This is a genomic window from Natronorubrum halophilum (assembly GCF_003670115.1).
GTDB classification, from domain to species: Archaea; Halobacteriota; Halobacteria; order Halobacteriales; family Natrialbaceae; genus Natronorubrum; species Natronorubrum halophilum.
In genome coordinates this window covers 318,698-341,111 of the sequence record NZ_QQTY01000004.1, presented here as the reverse complement: position 1 = coordinate 341,111, position 22,414 = coordinate 318,698, and the positions used below count along the sequence as shown (strand labels likewise).

Sequence of the window (22,414 nt, the reverse complement as noted above, 5' to 3'; positions counted from 1 at the left end):
TGGATCGTGTCGCTCTCGCCACGTGCTCGTAAGAAAAAGGCCTATAACCAGTGGACTTTTGATATTCCGATAGATGTCGGACGAGCCGTTGGACGGCGGGACCGACGAGGACCCCGTCGACGAACTCGAGGAGCCGCAGGGGACGCCCGAGGAGCGGCTGCCGACCGATGACGGCGAGAACGATCCCGACGCCGTGCCACCGGTCGAAACCGATGGCGAGGGTGTCGTCGGCGATCACCACGAACCCGGCGGCGAATCCGCCTATCCCGACCCCGACGACGATATCGGCGGCATCTCGACGCCGCCGGACGACGAGGAGATGCCGCTTGCCGATCACATCGAGGAGATGATCCTCCGGCTGGCGGTCGTCCTGCTCTTTGGCTCAGCCGGGACCGCGCTCGGACTGTTGTTCGCGTCCGACGCACTCGAGTACATCTGGCTCAACGTCTTCCCCTACGCGGAGGGGGAGGTTCCGCCGCCGCACGTGTACCATCCGCTCGAGCTGTGGCTGACCCGGATCAAGCTCTCGGCGTTGCTGGGAATCATGGTGGCGTTACCGATGTTCGTCTACCAGTGTTACCGATTCATGAAACCGGGGCTCTATCCCAACGAGCGCAAGTACTACCTCGCGGCGGTGCCGATGAGCGTCGTCCTCGCCGCGGGCGGGATGTTGTTTTCGTACATACTCGTCTTGCCGGTGCTCTTCCAGTACTTTACGTTCTACGCCGAGGGAAGCGCGAACATCGCGTACGCGCTCGGCGACACGTTCAACCTCATCATCACGCTGACCGGTTTCCTCGCGATCGTCTTCCAGATCCCGCTGTTCATCATGCTCGCGATCATGATGGGCGTGACCACCCGGCGGTGGCTGGCACAGAAGCGGCTCTACTTCTGGGCCGCCTTCGCGGGGCTCTCGTTCATGTTCACGATGGACCCGACGATGATGGCTCCCATCCTCGTCGCGGTCACGATGATCCTGCTGTTCGAGGGAACGTTGCTCATCCTGAAGTGGGTCGGGCGGGAGTAACCCGATCGGTATCCGTGGCTGATTTTACCGTCCGGATGGTCGACTTGCGTCTGTAGCCGCCGTTACCGGATACAGCTCGTATCGATTCCGTCCTGCAGCGATACCGAGAAGCGACCGACCGTACTCGCTCTCGGTATCGGTCGACGAGAGACGCGGGATGAGTGACCAACAGCTCGCTCTCTCGGGTGGTCCCTCGCATTCGTGGACACTCGTCCGGTCGACCGCCGTCGTTCGGCGATTACACAGCCTTATATTCTCCCTATCCATCCGCAGATTGACGAAAGCGCATCTTCTTCGGGAGAAAAAATACAGTTTGTAAACGATCACCGTTTAGTAGTTGTATATGTTCCCTGTTTCTGTGCAAGAGTGTATGGTTTCGGGCCAAATTTTTGATGTGAGGTGCGATTGTAAACCACCCACCGCTCGTTCCGTCCCGTTCCGGGGGTGGGCCGCGTGACAGAGCTCGTGCCGACGACGTGTATGCGGTGTGCGGTCGGCTGTGGCCACGTCCAGCGGGCCGTCGAGCAGGGGTACGGCCTCGACGTCGTCCGGGGCAACGCCGCCCACCCGGTCAACAACGGCCTCGCCTGCCAGCGCGGAATCAGCGAGACCGTCGATCCCGGCGGCGAATGGCTGACCCGCCCGCTCGTCCGACGGGACGGCGAACTGGTTCCGACGACCTGGGAGACGGCCCTGGAGCGGGCAGCCGAAGGCCTCGATGCGGCGCTCGAGAGCGGAAGCGACGGCGTCGCCGTTCTCGGGAGCGGCCAGCAGACGAACGAGGCCGCCTACGCGCTGGGCAAACTCGCCCGCGGCGGCTTCGGCACCCGGTACTACGACGCCAACACGACGCTGTGTATGGCGTCGGCCGTCACGGCCTACTACGACGCCTTCGGGAGCGACGCGCCACCGCCGACGTACGACGACATCCCCGAGGCCGAGACCCACCTCGTCTGGGGGGCGAATCCGGCCGCCGCCCACCCCGTCATGTTCCGGTGGATCAACCAGTCCGCCGCCGAAGACGACTCCGAACTGATCGTCGTCGATCCCATCGAGAGCGAGACCGCCGAGATCGCCGACCTCCACGTTCCCCTCGAGCCGGGTGGCGACCTCGACCTCGCCCGCGCGATCCTCGCTCGAGTCGTCGAAACCGATCGCGTCGACGAGGACTTCGTCACCGAAGCGACCGACGGATTCGGCGACCTGTGCGCACGACTCCCCGACGCGGCCGCGGCTGCCGCCGCCGCCGGCATCTCGCTCGAGGACGTCGATCGGATCGCCGCGGCGCTCGAGGATCCGACCCTGTGTTACTGGGGCATGGGAATCAACCAGAGCGTCAACGGGACGGCGGCCGCGGGCGCGCTGATCGACCTCTGTCTGGCTACGGGGAACCTGCGACCCGGCTCGGGGCCGTTCTCGCTGACCGGTCAGGCGAACTCGATGGGGACCCGCGTCTGCTCGTCGAAGGGGTCCTGGCCCGGTCACCGGCCGTTTACCGACCCCGAGCACCGCGAGACGGTCGCCGAGACGTGGGACGTTCCCGTCTCGCGACTCCCCGACGACGCCGGCCCCGGCCCGGTCGGCATCGTCGACGCCATCGGCGACGACGTCGAGGCCGTCTACGCGGTCGCGACCAACCCCGTCGCCGGCATGCCCGACGCCAACCGCGTCCGCGAGAAACTCGAGGACGCCTTCCTCGTCGTTCAGGACGCCTTCGACAGCGAGACGGTCGAGCTCGCCGACGTCGTCCTCCCCGCGGCGACCTGGGGCGAGTCCGAGGGAACGACGACCAACATGGAACGCACCGTCTCGCGTGTCCGAGCCGCGACGGCCCTCCCGTCGGGTATCAAGACTGACCTCGAGTTGATCGGCGCGGTCGCCGACCGACTCGTCCCCGACCTCTTCGAGACGCCGCTCGAGCCGAACTCGACGTTCGAGGAACTGGCGGCGCTGACCGCCGGCACCCCCGCGGACCTCTCGGGGATCAGCTACGAGCGACTCGAGGCCGAGGTCGCAGTCCGGTGGCCCGCGCCCGCGCCGGACGTCTCGGCGGGGTACCGCTACTACGAGGGACCGGCGGACGACGACGTCGACGGCGAGGCCGTCGCGGACGACCGCGAGGAGTCGTGGTCGTTCCCGACGCCGTCCGGTCGGGCGCAGTTCTCGACGGGCGAGACGCGGCCGCTACCCGAGGTGGCCGACGAGGAGTTCCCGCTGACGCTGACGACGGCCCGTCGTCCCGACGCGTACAACACGGGCGTCCGGACCCGCGAGTCGGCCCCGCCGACGGCCCGCGTCAGCCCCGCGACGGCCGCCTCGCTCGCGGATGAACTCAGAGAGCGGGAGCGACCTGACGCGGCCGACGGCGACGCGGCGGACGAACAGTACACCCGGATCGTCTCCCGACGCGGCTCGATCACCGTTCGCGTCGACGCCGACGAGTCGATCCCCGACGGCGTCGTCTGGCTGCCGATCCACCACCCCGCGGTCAACGAACTCACCGTCCCGGCCGTCGACCCGCGCTCGAAGGAGCCCAACTTCAAGCAGTGTGCGGTGCGCCTCGAGGCGCCCCGCGAGCGAGACGTCGCGGTTGTCCCGGAAATGAGCGCCTGATTTTCACGATGAGCGAACGATCGGCGTCGCGTTCCGTCGGGAGCGAGGCACCCGCCGTCCGGGGGAGTCCGCGTCAGGGTGTCGCCTCCGCAAAGTTCGGTTTCTTCGTCGGCTTCGCCGGCGTCGTCCTCTTCGGTCCCGTGGCCTCCGAGTTCGAAGGTGCGATGGGGCTCTCGGGGCTGCTGCTCGGCCTACTCGTCGCTGCACCGCAGCTAACCGGCTCGTTGCTTCGCATCCCTTTCGGCGCGTGGGTCGAGAACGCGGGCGCAAAAAAGCCGTTTCTGATCCTGCTGGGGCTGTCGGTCGTCGGAATGGGTGGCCTGTTGGTTCTCCTGGTGACGGCCTACCCCGACGACTTGACGATTGCCCACTACCCGGTCGTGTTTCTGTTCGGCTCGCTTTCCGGTTGCGGCATCGCGACGTTCTCCGTCGGAACTGCCCAGACGTCGTACTGGTACTCGACCGACGAGCAGGGAACCGTGCTCGCGCTCTTTGGCGGGCTCGGTAACAGCTCGCCGGGAATTTTCACGCTCATCTTTCCCGTTGCCCTCGCCGGAGTCGGCCTGACGAACGCGTACCTCGCGTGGTTCGTCTTTCTCGTGATCGGAACGGGTATCTACGCCCGCTACGCCGTCGACGCACCCTACTTCCAGTACGTGACACGAGGGATCGACGAGCGCGAAGCTCGAGGATATGCCGAGGCTCGCGGACAGGAACTGTTCCCGAGCGGCGATACGATGGGATCAGTTCGTCGGGCGGCGAGTATCCCGCGGACGTGGATCCTCGTCGCCCTGTTTTTCACGTCGTTCGGGGGCTTTCTCGCGCTGACCGTCTGGTATCCCTCCTACTGGAGTTCGTTACACGGCCTCGACGCCCGGACGGCCGGTCCGTTGACTGCGGCGTCGTTCACGCTGTTGTCGGCGCTCGTTCGCGCCGGCGGCGCGATCAGCGATCGGTTCGGCGGCGAAGCGACCGCGATCGCGAGCTTCGGAACGATCGCAATCGCGACGGCGATCTTGATCGTCGCCCGCAACTTCTCGCTCGCACTCGCTGCGACCGTCCTGCTCGGAGCCGGCATGGGTGTCGGTAGCGCGGCCGTCTTCCAACTGGTTCCGCGGTACGTCCCCGACACCGTCGGCGGTGCCTCGGGACTCATCGGCGGGCTCGGCGCGTTCGGCGGTTTCGTCGTGCCACCCGTTCTCGGACTGTTCGTCGATTTCCAGGGTGCGTCGGGCTACGCGACCGGGTTCGTCGTCTACCTCGTGCTCAGCATCGTCGCGCTCGGGCTCTCGAGTATGCTGTACCGCGCTACGCCGACGCCGACACCGGGATCCTCGGTACCCGCCGACGACTGATCTCACCCGTTGCTTCCGCTCGAGCGCGTAACGAAATCCCGCTCCGTAGCTTCCCGTCTCGCTTCATCGACGGGCGGGTCGAACCCGCAGCGATTCCGACTCTGTACCGTTTGAATTCACCCAATTGTTCGGCGGCTCGCGTCGGACATACGTCCTAGTACTGACCATATCCCATTGGAGATACTACGTCTGCCGCCGAGCGCACCCGTAAATTAACTATTTGTCAACGATTAGTGTTATGTGATTTAGACTCGTGATGTAGAACCGTGAATTACGTCATGTTTGGAGAGGAATTCCACAACTTCGGTTGCGATCGTTCGGTCGAGGTGGTCGCCTGATGGTGCACAAGAAAGAAGACCAGAAGGAAGACTGCTACGGCGACGAGGTCCACGAACACATCCTCGAGTTCGCCGAGAACGGCGGCTACGAGGCGATTCCCGAGGACGAACGCGACACCTGGTTCACTCGGTTCAAGTTCTGGGGGCTGTTCCACCAGCGCAGCGGACAGGAGTCGTACTTCATGATGCGCCTGACCAACGCCAGCGGCATCCTCGACCCGGGCCAATTGCGCGTCATCGGCGAGGTCGCTCGCGAGTACGCCACGGGGCCCGTCGAGAACCCCGAGTTCGGCAACGGCTGGATCGACCTCACGACTCGCCAATCCGTCCAACTCCACTGGCTCAAACTCGAGGACGTCCCCGAAATCTGGGAGAAACTCGAGTCGAAGGGCGTCCACTCGCGCTCGTCGGGCGGCGATACGATGCGAAACATCTCGGGGTCGGCGCTCCACGGGAAAGTCGAGGAGTACGTCGAGTCCGGGCCGCTGCTCGAGCGCTTCGAGGAGGAGCTTCGCGGCGACGACGCGCTCGCGAACATGCCCCGAAAGTTCAACATCAGCGTGACCGGGTCGACGTCCGGCTGCGCGCAGGACTCGCTCAACGATATTGGGTTCGAGCCGGCTCGCAAAGAGATCGGCGGCGAGACGGTCAAGGGCTTCAACGTGCGCGTCGGCGGTGGTATGGGCGGTCGCCAGCCCCGCGCCGCCACACCGCTGGATATCTTCGTCCGTCCCGAGAACGCCTACGAGGTCGGCCGCGCGTTCGTCCAACTCTACCACGACGAGGGCGGCCGAACGAACCGTTCGAAGAACCGAGCCCGCTTCTTCGCCGACGACTGGGGAATGGAGAAGATCCGCGAGACGATGCAGGAGGAGTACGTCGACTTCGAAATGCACACTGCGGGCGAGGACTTCCGCGACGAATACACGTACAACGCCGGCCGCCCCACCGACGAGGGCAAACACGATCACGTCGGCGTCTACGACCAGAAACAGGACGGGCTCAACTACGTCGGGCTGAGCGTGCCGGTCGGACGCCTCCCCGCCGAAGACGCGATCGGACTCGCCGATCTGGCCGACGAGTACGGCTCCGGAGAACTTCGACTTACTCGCCGTCAGAATCCGGTCATCGTCGACGTCCACGACGACGACCTCGAGGACCTGCTCGCGGAACCGCTCCTTTCCGCGTATCCGCCAGAGCCCAGCCCGTTCGAGCGCGGTGCGATGGCCTGTACGGGAACGGAGTTCTGCTCGATCGCGCTCACCGAGACGAAAGGCCGGATGGCTCGGATGCTGCGCTGGTTCAACGAGAACGTCGACCTGCCCGACGACGTCGGCAAGATCAAGATGCACTACTCGGGCTGTACGGCCGACTGCGGGCAGGCGATGACCGCCGACATCGGCTTACAGGGTATGCGCGCCCGGAAGGACGGCGAGATGGTCGAGGCCTTCGATATCGGCGTCGGCGGCGGCGTCGGCGAGAACCCGTCGTTCGTCGAGTGGATCCAACAGCGCGTCCCCGCGGACGAAGCCCCCGGTGCGATTCGGAACCTGCTCGAGGCCTTTGCGGCCCACCGCGAGGAGGGGCAGACGTTCCGCCAGTGGGTCGAGGCGGTCGGAACCGAACAGCTCGTCGAGTTCTGCGAACCCGAGGAAACGGACTTCGAAGCGCCGTACATGGACGACGCCAAGCAGTCGTGGTACCCCTTCGCCGAGAGCGAATCCGCGGCGGCTGCGGCGAACGAGGAATCCGTCGCCCCCTCGGACGACTAATCCGGCCCGAGACCGTTTCGCCGCCCGTTAGACGGTGCTGGCGCTGATGGCGTTTGTCGACCGCGATCGACGAATTACCGGCGCAGGACGTCGGCGAGTCGCTCGAGGAAATTCGTAAACCCGAGCGTCGGGGTTCCGGGCATGTAGACGGGAACGTCGGACTGGTCGGTCGATTCGAGTTCGGTTGGGTCGGTCGGCTCTATCGCTGTCATACTCCGATCTTTGAATCCGCGACATTTATATTCTCGCAAATATAGTTTCGAAATCGAAAAGCAACAATCGTTATAGGGAAACGTTCGCACGGGAACGTGTGAATCGGTGTGACGGAACCCGGTCGGCCCTGACCGACGAATTCGGTCGGTAGCGATCCAACGGAACCGTCGTACTGGATCGAGCGGCTCCTCGAGAGGGGAACGACCGTCGTTACCGATGCTCTCGAGTCCGCTGATAGGCGTACTCGAGGGCGTCCTCGAGCGAGCCGGGACCGTCGTAGCTGGCCGAGAAGAGATCCATGAACTGGTCGGCGATTCGGTCGCAGCGCTTGAAGGTGAGCACGGTTCTGACGCGGAGCGTCTCGGAGAGGTCGAGCCCGGGATAGGTCGTCGCAGTCAGCGCATATCCGGGGTGGTCCTCGCCGTCGAGCGACGCCGGCGCGACCTTCAACCGCAAGTCACCTGATTCGTGACGATACGTCCGATACTGCATTTCCCGGTCGGTGTCAGCCGGGGTGTAGGTCCGACACTCTTCCGTACTCCACTCGGGCGGCACGTCGGCGTCCATCATCCAATGGTACCAACCCAACCGCTACGTCCGTATCGAAAAGAGCAATATTACCGGACGTTAGTTCAGAAACTCCATCAATGGATGATTCTCTGCGGGAAATATGGTTATATTTTGGAAAAACGTCGTCTAAGATTCACTCAATACGGACACTATCGAACTTCGACCGCGTGTTCGGATTAAAATCGAACTCGAGAGCGGTACCTCCTGACAAGTTTCCAGTAAACTATGGCTCCCTCTCGACTCGGTCGGCCGATCAGTCGTCGGTCCGTGACTCGGCGGCGAAGACGTCCTCGACGAGCGGGTCGTCGCTCGCGGTCTCGGTCTTGCGTTCGATCGCGTCCGCCTGCTCGTTTTCGCCCTCGTCAGCGGTCGTTCCCTCCGGGCTCACGCTTCCGGTCCGGTAGCCGTGTAAGTCCAGCGTCACGTGATCGAAGCCCAGTTCCGCGAGTTCCGCTCGAACCGTCTCGACGAACTCGAGTTGCAGCGTCCGCTCGAGTTCGTCGGGTGCGACCTCGATACGCGCGAGACCGTCGTGATCGCGGACGCGAAACTGCTCGAAACCCCACTGTCGGAGCAGCGCCTCGGCTCGTTCGACCCTGGTCAGTCGGTCCTCGGTGACTTCGAGACCCGTCGGAATGCGCGAGGACAGACACGCCATCGACGGTTTGTCCGCCACCGAGAGACCGTAGGAGTCGGCGATCTCGCGGACCTCCGCCTTCGAGACGTCGTGGGCTAGCAGCGGCGAGTGAACCTCGAGTTCGTCGACCGCCTGCAGGCCGGGGCGATGGCCCGCCCCCGGATCGTCCGCGTTGGTGCCGTCACAGACCGTTTCGATCCCGAACTCGCGGGCCGTTTCGAGCATCTCGCCGAGTCGCATCGTCCGGCAGTGATAGCAGCGATCGTCGTCGTTCTCGACGAAGTCGTCGCTCTCGAGTTCGGAGAAGGAGACGATTTCGTGGCGAATTCCGATCTCCTCGGCGACCCGTCTCGCCTCCTCGAGTTCGGCTTCGGGTAAGGTCTCGCTCTTTGCGGTGCAAGCGACCGCGTCCGCCCCGAGGGCGTCGTGGGCGAGCGCGGCCACGACGCTCGAGTCGACCCCGCCGGAGAAGGCCACGAGCACTCCGTCGCGTCCCGCGAGGTCCTCGCGGGCAGCCTCGAGTTTCGTCTCGACCGTAGTCATGACCCGTCGTTCGCACCGAACGGGCAAAAGCGCGTTGTCGTCGCGGCGCACCTCGGCGACACCGGTTTCGGTCCGTTCACTCGCGGCCCCAGTCCGGCGCTGTGGGCGTCCGCTCGAGTCCTCGAGGTCGCCTCGACCGCTTTACGGGCCGCCGTCGGGACGCCCGACGCTCGCTTGGCGTACACGCTGTTTCCGCTGGCCCGGAGCACGACCTTGGCGGCAACACGTCGAGCGGTCGGGTGTGCTTTGACGTTCAGTGGCCACTATACCCCTCGACCTCGACCGCTTGCTCGGACTCGGCGCTCTCGGCTATCGCGTCGATAACCCGCATATTCGCGATCGCTTCGTCGCCGTCCGTCCGCGGCCGACGCCCGCTCTCGACGCTCGAGACGAACGCCTCGACCTCGAGTCGGTACTGATCGACCGGGTCGAACGTCTCGACGCCGCGTCGACCGTCGATTCGATACTCGAGCGTCAGTGGCTCGTCCGCCGGCGGGTTGAAGGCGTTTTCGACCTCGAGCCAGCCGTTTCGGGCCTCCACGCGGTAGCGCTGGATCTCCTGCGTGTCGAAGCCGGAGGCGACGCGCGCGGACGCCCCATTGTCGTACTCCAGAATCCCCGCCAGTTCCGTATCGACGCCCGATCCCCGCGAATCGTCCGCGTTCGCGTAGGCCCGTTCGGGTTCGCCGAGGAACTGCCGGACGAGGGAGACGGGATAACAGCCGACGTCCATCAGGCTGCCGCCGACGAGTTCTTCGGACAGTCGGATGTCGTCCGGCCGACCGAACAGCGGGAACTTGAACGCGCTCGTCACGGAGCGGATGTCCTCGAGTTCCTCGCGGGCCAGTTCGATGGCCCGTTCGGTTCGCGGATGGTACCGGTACATGAACGCTTCCATGAGCGTCACATCGCGGTCGGCGCAGTAGTCGACGACGTCGCGCGCCTCGTCGGCGTCGACCGCCAGCGGTTTCTCACAGAGCACGTCGACGCCGGCGTCGGCCGCCCGCTTCGTCCACTCGGCGTGCAGAGCGTTGGGAAGCGGGATGTACAGCGCGTCGACGTCCGCGCGCTCGATCAGGTCCGCGTACCCCTCGTAGCGGCCGTCGATCGCGAACTCGTTTGCGAGCGCCCGCGCCGACTCGAGGTCGCGGGAGGCGACGGCGGTCACGGTGTGGTCGGTGGCTTCGACGGCCGGGAGAAACGCCTTCCGCGCGATACCCGCCGTACTGAGGACGCCGAAATTCATATGTCGTGTTGCTCGAGGGGGCACTAATACTCTGTCGAACGTCCGGATTGGCGCGATATTCCCGCTGCGGACCGTCGTCCGCACTACGGCAGCGGCTGCGGACGGCGGCCGCCGAGAGCGAGCGCAGTAGTACGATAGCTGTACAGTTCGGACGATACACACGTATCGATCGAATCGCCTCGAGCGACCCGTCCACTGCACGCCGGACTGTTAAGTCTCCGTTCGTGGTAGAACACGGTCCGAGAACACCATGTCGCTATCCAACCGATTACGACGGCTGCGGTCGACAAGCGAATCCAAAGAGGGCCCCAGAGCGATGGCCGAGCAGTCACGGGCGGAGCACGCCGCCTACGCGGCGATCCGCGGATTGCAGGCGGGATTCGTTGCGACGATCATCATGACGGCGTTCCGGCTGCCGATTCTGCGGTCGCTGCCGCCGTCGGCGAACTTCTACTCGCAGTACGTCTCCGGCGGCGATCCGGAGGACCATCCGGTCGCCGGGCTTCTCTTACACTTCGTTTACGGAATTCAGGCGGGTGCGATCTTCGGGGCGCTGTTCGCGCTGCAGGATGCGGAACGATCGATCGAACCCGAACAACGCGGGATCGTCTGGGGATCGATCTACGGGATGGCCCTCTCCGCGTTCGGCTCGCAGATCATGCTGAAAGAAGTACTCGACATTCGTCTGGACACCGACGAACTCGCGCTGTTCCACGCCGGACACCTCGTTTACGGACTCTCGCTCGGTGCGTGGGTTGGTTCCCGAACCGAAGGTGTCGACGATCCCGAGGAAGAATACGAGTACGACAACGGTAACTAACTTCACAACCTGTCTCCTTCCGATCGCTTCATTTACTATCACCTGTCGAAATATTAGTAATGCTTAGCACCCGTATTACGATTCCCCGAACGGGGTCATAACAACCTGTAAACCCCGCCAACGATGCGATTTCGGTATGGAACTCGGTGTTGTCTTCGGCGTCATCGCGATCGGCTTCGTCCACGGCGTGTTGCCGGACCACGGTTGGCCGATCGCAGCGACGTACGCGCTCAACCGACGCCGACGCTGGCTGTACGGCTTCCTCGCGGCGTTGATCCTCGGGGTTGGCCATCTCGTGAGCAGCGTCGTCCTCGTTCTCGCGTACTTCTGGTTCAGCACGTTCGCCGATTTCGCCGAGGATCCGTGGCTCGGCTACGTCGCCGGCACCCTGTTGATCCTGCTCGGCGTTCAGGAGTACCGCCACGGCGGCCACGGCGGTCTGGACGACCGCGGGGACGGGCACGGCCACCACACCGATGGCGGGACCGAGGAACACCCCCCACCGAAATCACCACGCTCACGGCCACGACGCCCACGATCACCACACCCACGACGGCGATAGTCATCACGAAGACGACCATCACGGTCGCGACATCGACAGCCACCACGCCGACGGCGACCGCAGCATCCTCGAGCGCGTCCGCGGGGTGCTCCCGGGCGGCGGCCACCAGCATCTACGCGAGGAACACGCCGAGCGCGGGCTGGTCGCCCTCGGAACGACGGCGCTCTTGCTCGGCTTCGCACACGAAGAGCCCATCCAGATCCTGGCGATCTGCAGCGGTGCCGGAACCGAACTCTGCCTCGAGTTGATGCTCGTCTACTCGCTCGCAGTGATCGTCGCGATCATCGCACCGACCATGCTGTTGATCGCGGGCTACGAACACCACCGCCAGCGGATCGAGAAAGTCACGCCCTACTTGCCGACCATCACGGCGTTCGTCCTGATCGGAATGGGACTGGCGTTCATCGTCGGCATCATCTAACGACCCCGCTCGCTGTCGGCGTTCATCGACTGGACGAGTTCGTCGACGTCCTCCTCGAGTCGGCTCGCATACTCCAGACGCACGTCTCGCGCATCGCTGGTCGTCACGTACTGGCGACCGTCGATCCGCGTCGAAAGCGGGTGGTACTCCTCGACGGAAAAGCCCATGCGACCGAGATAGCGCGCGACGTCGGTCGACTCGAGACCGTCGTAGATCGCCGCTTCGGCGAGGTCGCACGCGACGTCGAACTCGGGGAGGACGATCCCGTCGCTCGAAACGTGCCCGGTGTTTCTGGGATCGCTGTCGGTCTCGATTTCGACGTTGGTGTGGTGCAGGCGCTCCATCACCGTCTCGAGTTCGTCGGTCAGCCGGAGCACCTGGCTCGGCAGCGCCGTATCGGGCGAGCGCCACTCGACCGTCGGCATCGCATCGCGCAGTCGGACCGGCGTCCAGACCACGTCGTCGGGTGAGAAGTGTTCCTCGACCGCGCTTTCGTCGATCCCTTCCTCGAGTGCGGCTCGTTTGAACTCGTCGTAGCGATCCTCGAGGCGGCGACGCCACTCGCCGACGGTCTCTACGTAGTGCCAGAGCTGACCGTGTTTGGGATACTCATCGTAACTTTCCTTCCGATAACAGTGGGCGCGAGCGCTGTTAGCGATTCGTTCGCCGTGAAAGTACGGCGAGGAGTTGACCAGTCCGAGCGCGGCGTCCAGGGCGATGAGCGTGTTGAGCTGATCGGTAACATTTCGCTTCTCGATGTGGATGTGGGTCCCGGCGCAGTACTTGGCGTAGTCGAAGCGCTCGCCGATCACCGCCTTCTGTATGCGGCCGCGTTCGTCGGGGCGACGGTCGATCGAATCGCAGTTGATCGGCGTCCCCAGCGGAACGAGTCGCTTGTCCGCGGCCGCCGCTCGCGAGAGGACGGTGTCGAGTTGCTCGACGAACGTCGTTCGGAGTTCAGTCATCGTCTCGCACGGCGGTGTTTTCAACTCGAACAGCGGTTCGACGAACTCCCGTTCGGTCTGTTCGGAGATATCGGCGAGCGCGCCCGGTGACGCGAGTTCGCCGTCGGTATCGATCACCCAGTACTCGACTTCGATGCTCGTATTCATACTCGAGAGTGAAGATCTTCGTCGGCGGTCGTTACGGCGGCCGCTATCCGCAGACCGGCAGCCGCGATTCCGGTAGCGATACGGGCCAGTAACGCCGATTCTTGCCTTCGTGGCGGTTCGAGGACGCCTCCACCAGCGCGACGACTGGACCCGCGTCGGATCCGTCGTGTTTCGACACGGCCCTGTTGGACGCGTTTCGTTGAAGCGGCGGTGCCTGCAGCCGCCTGCCGTACTTTTTATCTGCGATCTGGCACGCCGTCGGACCCCGTTAGCCGGGATCGTCTCGACTAGCGCCGGAGCGATCCGGCGACGACGGCGCTGTAACGAACCGGCGGCGCTCGATCTAATCCGGCGAGTTCGTCGTACGCCCGTCTACGGGTTATCGAAACGTTGCGTGAGAGGTCGCCGCGAAACTCCTCTTCCGTCGGACGGTGACCACCGAAGGAGGGACTACCACGCCATCGCGGACCTTCAGCGAGGACGACGCAACCGACTCCGTCGACGCGGTGAGCGACGACGAGTAACGCCACTCTCGTCGGTTTCCGCCTTATAATAATAGTTATATGTCACAAACCGCGTCGAACGGGCCAGAACTGCTAACAAAACCAACACTGATTACCAGTGTATGCGTTGGTCCGTAGACACCGATTTCATCACCGCCGACCGAATCCCACAGTACGTCATCGGATTCGGAGCGGCCGTGACACTCGTCATGCTCGGCGAGATACTTCTGCTCACCGCGTCCGGCTCTCCGTACGTCACGGACGGCGCGTTCCTGATCGGTGTGGTCACTGTCGTCCCTTTCCTCGTCGGAATCGTCTACGGGGGGTACTGGCTCGATTCCTCTCGGCTCTCGCCCCCGCGCTATCTGCGGGTCGTCGGATGGTTGTTCAGCGGGCTCGTCGTTTTCCTCCTCATCAACCTCGCACTCATCGCCGCGGTTCCGACCGACCGGTTCGCGATGGTCGTCGCGTGGATCCGGTGGGCCGTCGCGCTCGGTGCCGGTATCGGTTTGCTGATCGGCTGTATCGAGGCTCGCACCATCGAACGCTCCCTGGCCGCAGAACGAGCTTCGCTCCGGGCGACACACCTCGAGGAGCAACGAGAGTTCCTGGATTATCTCAACAGCATCCTTCGACACGAGGTGTTGAACGCCGCGACGATCATCAACGGGTACGCCTCGCTCCTCCACCAGGAAGCGGCGACGACCGACCAGCATCGCCGGTGGGCGGAGATCGTGATCGACGAATCCGAGGAGATGTCGACCGTGATCGACGACGTCCAAGTCCTGCTACAGTCGGTCGAGGGCGAGTGGCAACTCGAACCGGTGAACGTTTCCCGAATCGTGACCGAAGAAATCCGAAAACTGGAACAGAAGTGGGATTCGATCGACGTGGAGACGTCGATTCCGGCGGACGTCTCCGTGCAGGCCGACGAACTGCTCGCTCGCGTCTTCAGGAACCTCCTCTCGAACGCGGTCGAACACAACGACGCTGCGAGGCCCCGTGTTGCGGTCACGGTCGAGCCCGGCCCGGAAACCGTGCGAGTCGAAATCGCGGACAACGGATCCGGGATCCCAGCGTCGGAACTCGACTCGATCGAAGAGCGAGTCGAGAGCTACGGCAGTACGCACGGGCTGGGACTCTATCTGGTCCACCAGTTAGTGAGCCGATACGACGGAACGATCGAACTCACCGAGACGGGGCCCGACGGAAGCGTGTTCACGGTCGAACTCCCGGCGGCGACGGTCGGAAAGGGATCGTGAGCGAGTCGCCCCCTCGATGCGGGCGCAAGCGCTCGTCCCGGTCGAGTGGCGACGTATCGACTTCGGAACCTCAGCGCACGCCGATCGCCTTTCGCCGCCGCGCGAGATAGTAGCCTGCCACGAGCGGCTGTACCGGTGGGACGATCAGGCTCAGGAACGCGATTCCGAGGTAGAGTCCCGGGTTCGGCCGCCAGGAGTTGCCGTACGTACAGACGTAGGCGGCATCCTGATGGATCGCGATCGGAAACGATCCGAACGCGATCGTTCCCGCGAGGGCGACGGCAGCCCCGAACAGTCCCGGAACCGTAAACAGGATCGCGACCGTCGCCGCGACGAACCCGAACAGCGTCGTCCCGAGCGAAACCGCCACGACGAGCCACCAGCCGGACCAGCCCGGCCGCGTTCCGAACCGTTTGTGACGGCGTATGAGATACCAGACCCCGGCGACCGGCGCTGAGATGAGCGTCGCGAGGGCGTTGAGCCACGGGTTCGGCTCCCAGTTCTCGCTTGCCCACGGTCGACGACGGATCCGCCGCGCATCGAAAAAGATCGAGACCAGTAGCCCCAGCGTCAGAATGCTGTATCCGAAGCTACTGAACAGGAGTAACCCGTACTGTAGACCGGGGATACCGAGCTGTACTTCCTGGATCACTCCGACGATTCCGACTCCAATTATCGGCGGGAACAGGTACAAGAGCCGCTCGATAACCCGTGTCCAGTCGATTTCGTCGACGTGCGTCGGCATCTGCTGACTCATCACCTACTGCGGAGACGTTGCCTGTTGGTGAACACGTGTACTGCTCGAACTGTTGTCACCGGTATTGGTTTCGGACACGGTCCTGTCCCACCGATCAGAGCGCGTTTTTGTACGCCTCGAGCGTCTCCTCGACGTCCGCGTCGGTGTGGCCGTAGCTGACGAACTGGCACTCGAACTGGTTTTGCGAGAGGAAGATCCCTTCGTCCTTCATCTCGCCCCAGAAGATGCGCCGCCAGCGGTCGGTTTCGGCGTTTTTCACATCCGCGGCGTTTTTCGGACAGTAGTCGTAGCGCGGACAGGTCGGGTTCTGTCGACAGCCGTCCGGACACTGTTCCTCGAGCGAATCCGGGCCGGGACCGTCGCGGGTGAAGATCACTTTGAACATACTGTCGGTGCCGGTGACCGTGTAGCTAGGTGCCTGATCCGCGAGGATATCGGTCAACCCGCTACGAAGCCGCTTGCCCAGCCCGTTGACGTGGTCGTAGACGTCGTTTTCGGCGGCGAACTGCAGGGTCTCGAGGCCGGCGGCCATCGTGACGGGGTGGCCCGAGAAGGTGCCCGCCTGAAAGACGTCGCCCGAAGGCGCGAAGCACTCGATGATCTCGGCGCGTCCGCCGATCGCGCCGACGGGGAAGCCGCCACCGATGATCTTACCGAACGTGGTCAGATCGGGCGTGACGCCGAACTCGCTCTGGGCACAGCCCAGTCCGCCGACGCGGAACCCGGTGATCACTTCGTCGAAGATCAACAGGGAACCGTAGTCGTCGGTGATCTCCCGGAGGAACTCGTGGTAGCCCTCCTCGGGGTAGACGATGCCGTAGTTGCCCAGAATGGGCTCGGTGAGAACGGCCGCGATGTCGTCCCCGTGTTCCTCGAACACGTCGCGGATCGCGTCCTCGTCGTTGAACGGCACCGGGAGGGTGTGATCGGCGAAGGACTGCGGAATTCCCGCCGAGGACGGTTTCGGATCGTCGGCATCGCCCTCGACCAGCGTCGACTCCTGTGCGCCGTGGTAGCCGCCCTGCATGACGACGATCTTGTTTCGGCCGGTGTACCCGCGCGCGAGTCGCACGGCGGAGGTCGTGGCTTCGGTGCCCGAATTGACGAAGCGGATCTTCTCGACGCTCGGCACGTGTCTGACGACGAACTCCGCGAGGTCGACTTCGACCTCCGTCGGCGTGCCGTACATCGGTCCCTCGCTCGCCTTCTGCTGGATTCCGGCCTGGACGGGTTCGGGCAAGTTGTGGCCGAGCAGGAGCGGGCCGAGCCCCATCACCCAGTCGACGTAGCGGTTGCCGTCCGCGTCGATAACGTGCCCGCTGTCGCCCTTCTGGACGAAGAACGGATAGGGCTCGATCGCCGCACGAACCGCCGAGTTGACTCCACCGGGGAGCACCGACAGCGCTCGGTCGTACAGGTCGCGTGAGTTGTCGTCGGTCATACGCGAGCGTTAGAAACGGGACGGGAAAGTAGTACCGAGGTCGGTCTCCGAACCGTCGGCCGAACCGTCGAACGTGTTCGTCTTCGACTCGAGCCTTCTCCCGCCGAGCGCGGGAGACCGACCGACCACCGAGAGAACGTACCGACGAGAAACGCGACGAAACCGAACGGAGTCGGGACAGCGTGACACCATCGAGCCCACGGCGGGTTACACCGGTGTCGGCCGCGGGTCAGATGACCACTGCCAACGCGGTGCCCGACTCGGACGGGTGTCACGAGGGCGCCGATTGTCGGAACCGCACCGTGAAATGCGGATCGTGCGAGTCACCTCACGTCGCGATCCGTCGGCGGGCGGACCGCGGCGGTCGATCGCGTGTCTCCGGCTCAGACGGCATCACGACCGGTTTTGCCGGTGCGGATCTGGGTCGCGCCCTCGACGGGCATGACGAAAATCTTGCCGTCGCCGGGTTCGCCGGTCTCTGCGCCCTCGCGGATGGCATCGACGACCTCCTGGGCCGGGATGTCCGCGACGACGCACTCGATTTTGACCTTCTGGTGGAGGTCGACCGTGTACTCCTCGCCGCGCCACTGCCCCTTCTTCGCGGGCTGGGAGCCGCGACCGGAGACGTTGGTGACGGTCAGCGACGGCGCGCCGGCTTCGGCGAGGGACTGCTTGATCGCGCCGAGGCGGTCGGGGCGGACGATCGCGGTGACCATCTTGATCTCGCCGTCGTTCGGTTCGCCACCGTCGGTTCGGAGGTCCGACGAGGATCGCGAGTCATCGACTCGCTTACCGCCGTCGGTGCGAATGATCTCACCGCTGCCGCCGTCAGTTGCGACATCGGGCTGTCCGAACTCGGGGTAGGTATCGACGCCGTGTTCGGAGACGTCGAGGCCGTCGCGCTCGTGTTCGGGCGAGACGCGGGCCTGGCCGATGGCCTTGAACGCGCCGAAGACGATCGCGGTCGTGGCGACCGTCCAAACGGTGATGATAGCGACACCGGCTACTTGGGCCGCAAAGGCGGTCCCGATGCTATCGACGACACCCGGAGCTGCCACGAACGGGAACAGGAGCGTCCCGATGATGCCCGCGGATCCGTGGACGGGAAAGACTGCGCAGACGTCGTCGATCTTCAGATAACTCTCGATAAAGTCGAAGACGATCGGCAACTGAGCGCCGGCGATGCCACCGACGACGATGGCACCCCACCACGCGGTGGTGTCCGGGATCGCCGTAATTCCGACGAGGCCGGCCAGCAGACCGTTCGCAACGTAGAGCGTGTCGACCTTACTGGTCTTGAGCCACGACACGAGGCCGGCACCGATCGCCCCACAGGCCATCGCGATCGTCGTCGTCATTGCGACGCGACCGACCGTTTCGTACGCTCCGAGGGCGAGTTCACCGCTCTCAGTCACCGTGAACACCGTCGCAGCAGTTCCCACGTTGAATCCGTACCAGCCGAACGCGAGGATCAGCGTCCCCAGCACGGCGAAGGTCAGCGAGTGACCGGGAATGACGTTCGCACTGCCGTCATCGTTGTACCGGTCCATCCGCGGGCCGAGGATCCACGCTGCGGTGAGGCCGGCGATGCCGCCCATCCCGTGGACGATCATCCCGCCCGCGAAGTCGTGGAAGCCGACGCCATCGAGCGCGTCTCCGAGCATGCCGGCACCGGTGAGCGGGCCTTCGGCCCCCCAGCCCATTCCGGCGACGACCGGGTAGATGACCGCGGCCAGTACGATGGTGTAGCCGACGTACGCGCGAAGTTTCGCGCGGCCGGCGACGGCTCCCGACACGATGGTCGCCGCCGTCATCGCGAAGACGGCACCGAACAGCCAGTCGACCCAGGCGTTCGGGTTCTCGGCCGTCGCCGTCAGCGAGAACCCGTCCCCGCCGACGACGCCGGAAATCGCAGCACCGATCAGGAAGAACACGGTGACGCCGACGCTCCAGGTTAGCAGGTTCTTCGTCAACTGATTCGCCACGTTCTTCGAGCGCACCTGGCCGGCCTCGAGCATGGCGAAGCCGGCGTGCATGAAGAAGATCAGGAAGGTGGCGACCAGCACCCACATGAGGTTGACTCCGTCGGCGATGACTTGCGGATCGACCTCGGTTTGTAGCAGCGTCGGTTCCATCAGGCTGCCACCTCCGTTCCCCTCGTTTCGCTACCGGTGCGTTGTAGACGTATGTCCATGTATAGGTCGTTCGATCGCATGATTGTCTTCTGAATCACGTCTAATCTCGATGGACTAGCTACATATAAGGATTAGCGTTGACAATTGCCTGAAAAACACTCTGTAATAGGCACAAGCGAACAAATCTAGAGGTGATTTAATGTATATAAGGCGATTCGATCTTACGGATTTTTCGAGCCGTGGTTATATATTCTCTCTTTGTAAACTCGGAAAAACCCGCCCGATCGTGGATACCGCGGTATCGACTCATTACTGCGCGCTCAACAGGGCGATATTGCTCGCGCGCGGCAGATGTTGCCACTCGTTCGTCGGTAAAACTCCGACCTGGACGTTTGTCCGAATGCTTATCCGCCTCCCTGGGGTCGGCCCGCTGGTCTCACTTTTATTACCGACCACCGCGTCCGCTCGCTCTCGAGGCCGCCCTCGGTCCTAATCAACAGCCATCAGCCACCGGAGGGGGCTTCCGCGAGATGCTCGATCCCGACGACGCGAGCGCCGCTATCGGTCCGCAGACAACCGGTTCGCGACCTCCTCCGCGAAGTACGTCAGAATCAGGTCCGCACCCGCACGTTTGATCGACACCAGCGACTCGAGTGCCACTTCGTCAAGTTCCAGCCATCCCTTCTCGGCGGCGGCGTGGAGCATGGCGTACTCGCCGGAGACGTTGTAGGCGGCGACGGGGTGGTCGAACTCCCGGCGAATCTCGGCGACGATATCGAGGTACGGCAGAGCGGGTTTGATCATCAACACGTCCGCACCCTGTTCGGCGTCGAGACGAACCTCGCGCAGCGCCTCGCGCGCGTTCGCGGGATCCATCTGGTAGTGTCGCCGGTCCCCGAACGACGGTGCACCGTCGGCAGCGTCCCGGAACGGCCCGTAGAAGGCGCTCTCGTACTTCGCGGCGTAGCTCATGATGGGAACGTGTTCGTAGCCGTCGCGATCCAGCGCGCCGCGGATGGCAGCGACCATTCCGTCCATCATTCCGCTCGGTGCGATCATATCCGCGCCCGCCTCGGCGTGGGAGACGGCGATCCGATCGAGCGACTCGAGGGTCGCGTCGTTGTCGACCGTCATCGTGGCGTCGCGGTCGTGATCGCAGGGTGTGCCGCGCTCGTCGTCGCCGCTGAGTTCCTCCTCGAGCGGCCCGCAGTGGCCGTGGTCGGTGTACTCGCAGAGACAGACGTCGGTGATAACGTAGGCGTCCGTCTCCGCCGTGATCCGCCGGGTGGCGGCCTGGACGACCCCGTCTTCGGCCCAGGCACGGGTTCCCTCGGGATCTTTCGACTCCGGAATGCCAAAGATCATCACCGCCTCGACGCCCGTCTCGAGCACCTCCCGCACGCGGTCGACGCTCTCGTCGACCGGGACGCGCTCGTGGCCGGGCATCGACTCGATGGGGATTCGCTCGTCGGTCGTCGCGTCGACGAACACCGGTGCGATGAGGTCCGAGGGCTCGAGGCTCGTCTCGCTGACGAGGCCGCGAACCCGGTCCTGCCGGAGCCGCCGGGGGCGATGAGTGAGGTCCATAGACGATCATTCGGCGGCGGCCGCAAAAGCGATGCGCTCGCCGCCGACGGCCCCGCGAGCGATCGGTCACGGCTGGCGTCTTCGAGGCGTCGACTGCCGGTAACAGTATCCTCATCAACGCGGGTCCGCCACGGTAGACTGTTGCGGTGACTGAACTATCGGCGTTCGACCGACAATGACCGTACTACTGGCAATGACTGCTCTCTCACTCGATTGATGCGGTGGCGATACCGAGAAACCGTTCTCGCGCTGTGTACGCTCGCCTTCTTCGCCACGATGGCCGGTCGACTGGTGATTAGTCCGGTCGTCCCGCTGATCATCGAGGAGTTCGCCGTCTCGAACTCGGTGATCGGCATCGCGCTCACCGGACTGTGGATGGCCTACTTCGCGGCCCAGTTCCCGAGCGGCATCCTCGCCGATCGGTTCGGAGAACGCCCCATCATCCTCGTCGCGATCGGGGGCACCGCGATCGCCAGCGCGTTTCTCGCGCTCGCGCCGCTGTTTTCGCTCTTCGTGATCGGAACGATCGCGCTCGGTGGCGTGGCGGGTCTCCACTACAGCGTCGCGACGACGCTACTGACGCGGACCTACGACGAGATCGGTACCGCGATCGGCGTCCACAACAGCGGCGGTCCCGCCGCCGGCCTGCTCGCGCCGCCGGTCGCGGCGTGGATCGGCGTCCGGTACGGCTGGCGACCCGCCGTCGCCATCGGTGCCGCGATGGCGATTCCGGTCTTCGTCCTCTTCGCCTGGCGCGTCCGACCGACGGAGCCGCGCCGGCCCGACCAGCGGATGGCGGAACGGTTCGAACTCGAGCCCATTCTCGAGCTTCTCTCGAGGCCTCAGATCGCGTTTCCCATCTGTCTCGCAGTCGCGGGCGCGTTCGTCTGGCAGGCGACTGCCTCGTTCCTGCCGACGTTCCTCGTCGAGCACCGCGGCCAGTCGACCGAACTCGCCGGAACGGTCTTCGCGGGCTACTTCGTGGTCCAGGCGGTCACGCAGGTCGGCGTCGGAGCGGCCTCCGACCGGTACGGCCGCGATCTCGCGACCGCGGGCTGTATGGTCCTCGCGGCGACCGGATTCGGTCTGTTGGTCACCGCTCCGGGGACGATTTCGCTCCTCGCCGCGGTCGTTCTCGTCGGAACGGGTCTCGGCTGGGGCGCGGCGCTGTTGCCGCGGTTCATGGACGTGCTCTCAGAATCCGAGCGGGGTGCGGGTTTCGGCCTCATCAGGACGGTCTACGGCTTCATCGGGGCGCTCGGCTCCGTCGTCACCGGCCTCCTCGCCGACCTCTTCGGCTGGGGAGTGTCCTTCGCCGTCCTCGCCGCGTTGCTCGCGCTGGTCTTCGTCGCACTCGCCGTCAACTGGGCGCTCTCGCTCGGCTATTAACCGTGACGGTCGACGGACGCCGGTCGCCGATTCCGTCCAGCGTGGCGGTTTGGTTCCCGATGGATCGCGATTCGTCCGTTCGATAGCGCCGATGCCGTCCCCGCGGACGAA

General features: G+C 64.4%; 16 protein-coding genes and 1 pseudogene. 8 read left to right on the top strand and 9 right to left on the bottom strand.

Features of this window, described 5'->3' with window-relative positions; genetic code table 11:
• The first annotated feature begins 73 nt into the window (after positions 1–73).
• From tatC to DWB23_RS17135, 4 genes are all read left to right on the top strand, one after another.
• Positions 74–1,027, top strand: coding sequence for a twin-arginine translocase subunit TatC (gene tatC, locus DWB23_RS17150; protein WP_121743997.1), 954 nt, complete (start codon positions 74–76; stop codon positions 1,025–1,027).
• A 453-nt stretch (positions 1,028–1,480) separates the two neighbouring features.
• Positions 1,481–3,640: an assimilatory nitrate reductase NasA gene (gene nasA / locus DWB23_RS17145; RefSeq protein WP_121744321.1), complete on the top strand. Its 2,160-nt coding sequence runs from the start codon at positions 1,481–1,483 to the stop codon at positions 3,638–3,640.
• A gap of 8 nt (positions 3,641–3,648) precedes the next feature.
• Positions 3,649–4,995, top strand: a complete 1,347-nt coding sequence (locus DWB23_RS17140; protein ID WP_121743996.1) for an MFS transporter — start codon at positions 3,649–3,651, stop codon at positions 4,993–4,995.
• A 337-nt stretch (positions 4,996–5,332) separates the two neighbouring features.
• Entirely contained in the window at positions 5,333–7,105 is a 1,773-nt protein-coding gene (locus DWB23_RS17135) for a nitrite/sulfite reductase (protein WP_121743995.1), read from the top strand.
• Between the two features lie 74 nt (positions 7,106–7,179).
• On the opposite strand, the gene DWB23_RS23135 is transcribed toward DWB23_RS17135, so the two are convergent.
• The 4 genes from DWB23_RS23135 to DWB23_RS17120 form a co-directional block, all read right to left on the bottom strand.
• Positions 7,180–7,317: a hypothetical protein gene (locus DWB23_RS23135; RefSeq protein WP_162989859.1), complete on the bottom strand. Its 138-nt coding sequence runs from the start codon at positions 7,315–7,317 to the stop codon at positions 7,180–7,182.
• A gap of 211 nt (positions 7,318–7,528) precedes the next feature.
• Positions 7,529–7,885 (bottom strand): hypothetical protein, encoded by a 357-nt coding sequence (locus DWB23_RS17130; RefSeq protein ID WP_121743994.1) that lies wholly within the window; start codon positions 7,883–7,885, stop codon positions 7,529–7,531.
• Positions 7,886–8,141: 256 nt separating this feature from the next.
• Complete coding sequence (gene larE, locus DWB23_RS17125; protein WP_121744320.1) at positions 8,142–9,068, bottom strand: ATP-dependent sacrificial sulfur transferase LarE; 927 nt, start codon at positions 9,066–9,068, stop codon at positions 8,142–8,144.
• Between the two features lie 253 nt (positions 9,069–9,321).
• Complete coding sequence (locus DWB23_RS17120; RefSeq protein WP_121743993.1) at positions 9,322–10,314, bottom strand: Gfo/Idh/MocA family protein; 993 nt, start codon at positions 10,312–10,314, stop codon at positions 9,322–9,324.
• Positions 10,315–10,564: 250 nt separating this feature from the next.
• Here DWB23_RS17120 and DWB23_RS17115 point away from each other — a divergent pair, with 250 nt between their 5' ends.
• Both DWB23_RS17115 and DWB23_RS17110 read left to right on the top strand, forming a co-directional pair.
• A complete protein-coding gene (locus DWB23_RS17115) occupies positions 10,565–11,134 on the top strand; it encodes a DUF6789 family protein (RefSeq protein WP_121743992.1) in 570 nt (189 codons plus the stop codon).
• A 136-nt stretch (positions 11,135–11,270) separates the two neighbouring features.
• Positions 11,271–12,117 (top strand): annotated as a pseudogene (locus tag DWB23_RS17110) (ABC transporter permease).
• Here the strand turns inward: DWB23_RS17110 and DWB23_RS17105 are convergent.
• On the bottom strand, positions 12,114–13,229 hold the full coding sequence (locus tag DWB23_RS17105) for a glutamate-cysteine ligase family protein (RefSeq protein ID WP_121743991.1): 1,116 nt from the start codon (positions 13,227–13,229) through the stop codon (positions 12,114–12,116). The pseudogene DWB23_RS17110 and the gene DWB23_RS17105 overlap by 4 nt on opposite strands.
• A 625-nt stretch (positions 13,230–13,854) precedes the next feature.
• Between DWB23_RS17105 and DWB23_RS17095 the strand changes: the two genes are divergently transcribed.
• Complete coding sequence (locus tag DWB23_RS17095; protein WP_121743989.1) at positions 13,855–14,994, top strand: sensor histidine kinase; 1,140 nt, start codon at positions 13,855–13,857, stop codon at positions 14,992–14,994.
• Between the two features lie 70 nt (positions 14,995–15,064).
• Here the strand turns inward: DWB23_RS17095 and DWB23_RS17090 are convergent, their stop codons facing one another.
• The 4 genes from DWB23_RS17090 to hemB all read right to left on the bottom strand — a co-directional run bounded on the left by DWB23_RS17090 (position 15,065) and on the right by hemB (position 20,914).
• Positions 15,065–15,739: a hypothetical protein gene (locus DWB23_RS17090; RefSeq protein WP_121744319.1), complete on the bottom strand. Its 675-nt coding sequence runs from the start codon at positions 15,737–15,739 to the stop codon at positions 15,065–15,067.
• A gap of 106 nt (positions 15,740–15,845) precedes the next feature.
• Positions 15,846–17,192: a glutamate-1-semialdehyde 2,1-aminomutase gene (gene hemL, locus DWB23_RS17085; RefSeq protein WP_121743988.1), complete on the bottom strand. Its 1,347-nt coding sequence runs from the start codon at positions 17,190–17,192 to the stop codon at positions 15,846–15,848.
• 383 nt (positions 17,193–17,575) lie between these two features.
• Complete coding sequence (locus DWB23_RS17075; protein ID WP_121743986.1) at positions 17,576–19,327, bottom strand: ammonium transporter; 1,752 nt, start codon at positions 19,325–19,327, stop codon at positions 17,576–17,578.
• 558 nt (positions 19,328–19,885) lie between these two features.
• On the bottom strand, positions 19,886–20,914 hold the full coding sequence (hemB, locus tag DWB23_RS17070) for a porphobilinogen synthase (RefSeq protein WP_121743985.1): 1,029 nt from the start codon (positions 20,912–20,914) through the stop codon (positions 19,886–19,888).
• A gap of 216 nt (positions 20,915–21,130) precedes the next feature.
• Between hemB and DWB23_RS17065 the strand changes: the two genes are divergently transcribed.
• Positions 21,131–22,303 carry an MFS transporter gene (locus tag DWB23_RS17065; RefSeq protein ID WP_121743984.1) on the top strand — a complete coding sequence of 391 codons (1,173 nt, stop codon included), beginning with the start codon at positions 21,131–21,133 and terminating at the stop codon, positions 22,301–22,303.
• Positions 22,304–22,414: the final 111 nt, after the last annotated feature.